Genomic DNA, 2,784 nt, shown 5'->3' with positions numbered 1-2,784 from the left:
CGGGCGGACGCCAATCCCCCCGGTGTTTTTCATGCCCGCCTGACGGATGAACTAAACAATGAAAGGAAATGATTAATTTTGACTCAAAGATAAATCTCCTTTACACACTTTTTGGGATACTACCGGTATTTCTCCATAGGATTGGAAGTTACTCTGGGGATCCCTTTGAAATAACCTACAGAGACCTTTTCATTTTTTTTCTGTACGAAACCAAATGCCCCTACGATCCAACTGTAAAATGAATTGTTGGATTTTAAGGTTAATTCTTGTGACACAAGATCTTGCTTTAGTCTATGACTGATCTCATACAGTTTGATCGGGGTAAAGTCTTGATCCATGCGTTGATGGTCCTTGACAAACTGGTAACTTGTCTGAGAATTGAATTTGAGATTGTCTCCCGAGTATCTGAAGTTGAGTCCGGATGTGGCAAGTGTTCGGATATAGAATGAGGGGCTGTTGTAATTGACATCCTTTGTCTTTTTCGTAGTCGTATCATATATCCCATATGGGTACCCATTTTGATCGGTATAGGTGTAGCTTCCTAAAATGCTTGCCTGCCACCGTGGTGTCATTTGCCATGACATTTTGATTCGGGAGGATATGTCATTGAGTTTATCTGTCTTCTTGTGTGTAAACTGATTCTCAAAAAATCCATCGTTGTGATGATAATTAGCTTGCACAAGCATACCAAAGCGATTGCTTAGCTTAAAACTGTTGTTGGTCGAAACTCGAATGTCATTTCTACTTCCATAGCCGAGCTTGAATTCGTGAAATGACTCTTTCAGAGGCGATGGGGTGTAGATATTAATGATACCTCCAATTGCATTTCTCCCATACAGAGTTCCTTGAGGTCCACGTAAGATCTCAATATTGCTAACACCATCGAGGTCGGTATCAAAAGCACAATTCTCAAAAGAGGGAACTCCATCAACATAGAAGATAACAGATGGTGATAAGGCCTTACTTCCAATTCCACGGATGAAGATAGGTGTATTTTGTCGTGACCCATAGTCCAAAATAAATAAATTGGGGACCAACGAACTAAGATCGGCAACAGATTGCCTCTCATTAGATCTGAGTAGCAGACCGGACAAATTGGATATGCTCCCGGGTACTTTAGCTGTCTGATCTTGTTTAAATCCAACAACTACCAATTCATTCAAATCGATCTTTTTGACCTTGACTGAGTCTATCTCTTCTGCTTTTGCACTTGTGCATAGTAGACCGGCAAGCAGAATAATGCCTAAATACTGTTTCATATCTTCATAAAATTGATGAGCAAAAGTAATAATAAAAACAGGATTAATAGCTAAATTATATAAATAATATATGGGTGTATATATGCTTATAAGGTTTATTATATGGTATTATAAATGCAAAATACATATAAATATACACTAATGTGATCTGTATTTGATTGCAAATGTGATTGACATTAAGTCTATTCAGAATAAGTGTAAACTGCTGTTATACAGCTGTCTGTGATATATCTTGGCGCTACAATCAACTCGATGGTACATTCATAAATCTCCCTAACTCCTTCATATACAAAAATGATAATCAAATATTGCGGTTCTATCATTGCAGATTGAACAATAGAGAGGCTGTATCAAAATTATTGCTGTGATTAAGGTAGATAAGGGCATATTAAAGCCTCCCAAACACCTTATTTATGCGGATGAGCATTTCAATTTTGATAGATAAGCCCCTTTGGATTCTAAAGTCGGATGGCCAGACAAAGGCACCTGCGAGATTGGGTCATAAATCAGCATTTGATCCAAGCGAATGCCTTATGGAGCAGGGTTTGCCAAAATGGACGGTTTTCCTTTTTTGAATCTATTGAAAGTTGCCGGTTCGAAAAACTAAGCATGATTTACAGGCTAATGCCTCAGAATAAGTAATACCTTTTGATTAGTGAGCAATCGAGAGAGCAGTTTATATGAAATCCAAGTTTGTCAGGCTGCCAAAACTTTTACCCGATAGCAATATATCAAAATATGGAATTGTGGGCTGTCTCTTCCAATTGACAGTCACACCTTTTTTACTTAATAAAAGCAATTGTTATCATTGAGTCCAATACACAGCTCTACTGATGAAATGGTCCTTTTAACTTAATAAAAGCCATTGTTATCATTGAGTCTAATACACTGCTCTACTGACGAAATGGTCCTTTTAACTTAATAAAAGCCATTGTTATCATTGAGTCTAATACACTGCTCTACTGACGAAATGGTCCTTTTAACTTAATAAAAGCAATCGTTATCATTGAGTCTTATCACTTTGATAGAGATTATTCTTTACAAATGATAGTTAATTCTGATGCTGAATGTGTGTAACGGTTGAAATTGTCCTACAGGTTCTTCTTATTCTTCGTCTTTAACCCAGATTTGTCATTGATTGCAGATCCTAATAATCGTTATTAGAAATTATTTCTATTAATACATTGTATATCATTGCTTTATAGTCTTATGGATGATTGTCAATAGCTTAATTTCACCTAACCACTCTCAAGGTGTGTTGTTATAAAAATCCAAATGGCTTAGAATATTTGAATCTAAGTTGTGCTCCGATTTCTACCGACAATTGGGCTTAATAAATTTATCTTAGAAGATAGACAGGCACACTAATTGGAACACTACCTTTATGGGACACTAATAATGGTAGTATCCCAAAAAGTGTGTAAAGGAGATTTATCTTTGAGTCAAAATTAATCATTTCCTTTCATTGTTTAGTTCATCCGTCAGGCGGGCATGAAAAACACCGGGGGGATTGGCGTCCGCCCGG

The 2,784-nt window shown here is 37.0% G+C and carries 1 protein-coding gene; it reads right to left on the bottom strand.

Going from position 1 to position 2,784, the window contains the following annotated elements; translation table 11 throughout:
- Positions 1 to 119: 119 nt before the first annotated feature.
- A complete protein-coding gene (locus ACFO3G_RS03455; RefSeq protein ID WP_380078014.1) occupies positions 120 to 1,259 on the bottom strand; it encodes a TonB-dependent receptor in 1,140 nt (379 codons plus the stop codon).
- Positions 1,260 to 2,784 lie beyond the last annotated feature (1,525 nt).

This window comes from Falsiporphyromonas endometrii (assembly GCF_042654485.1).
In the GTDB taxonomy this organism is placed as follows: Bacteria; Bacteroidota; Bacteroidia; order Bacteroidales; family Porphyromonadaceae; genus Porphyromonas; species Porphyromonas endometrii.
The sequence above is the reverse complement of the archived record's forward strand: the minus strand, read 5'-3'. Positions and strand labels throughout refer to the sequence as shown.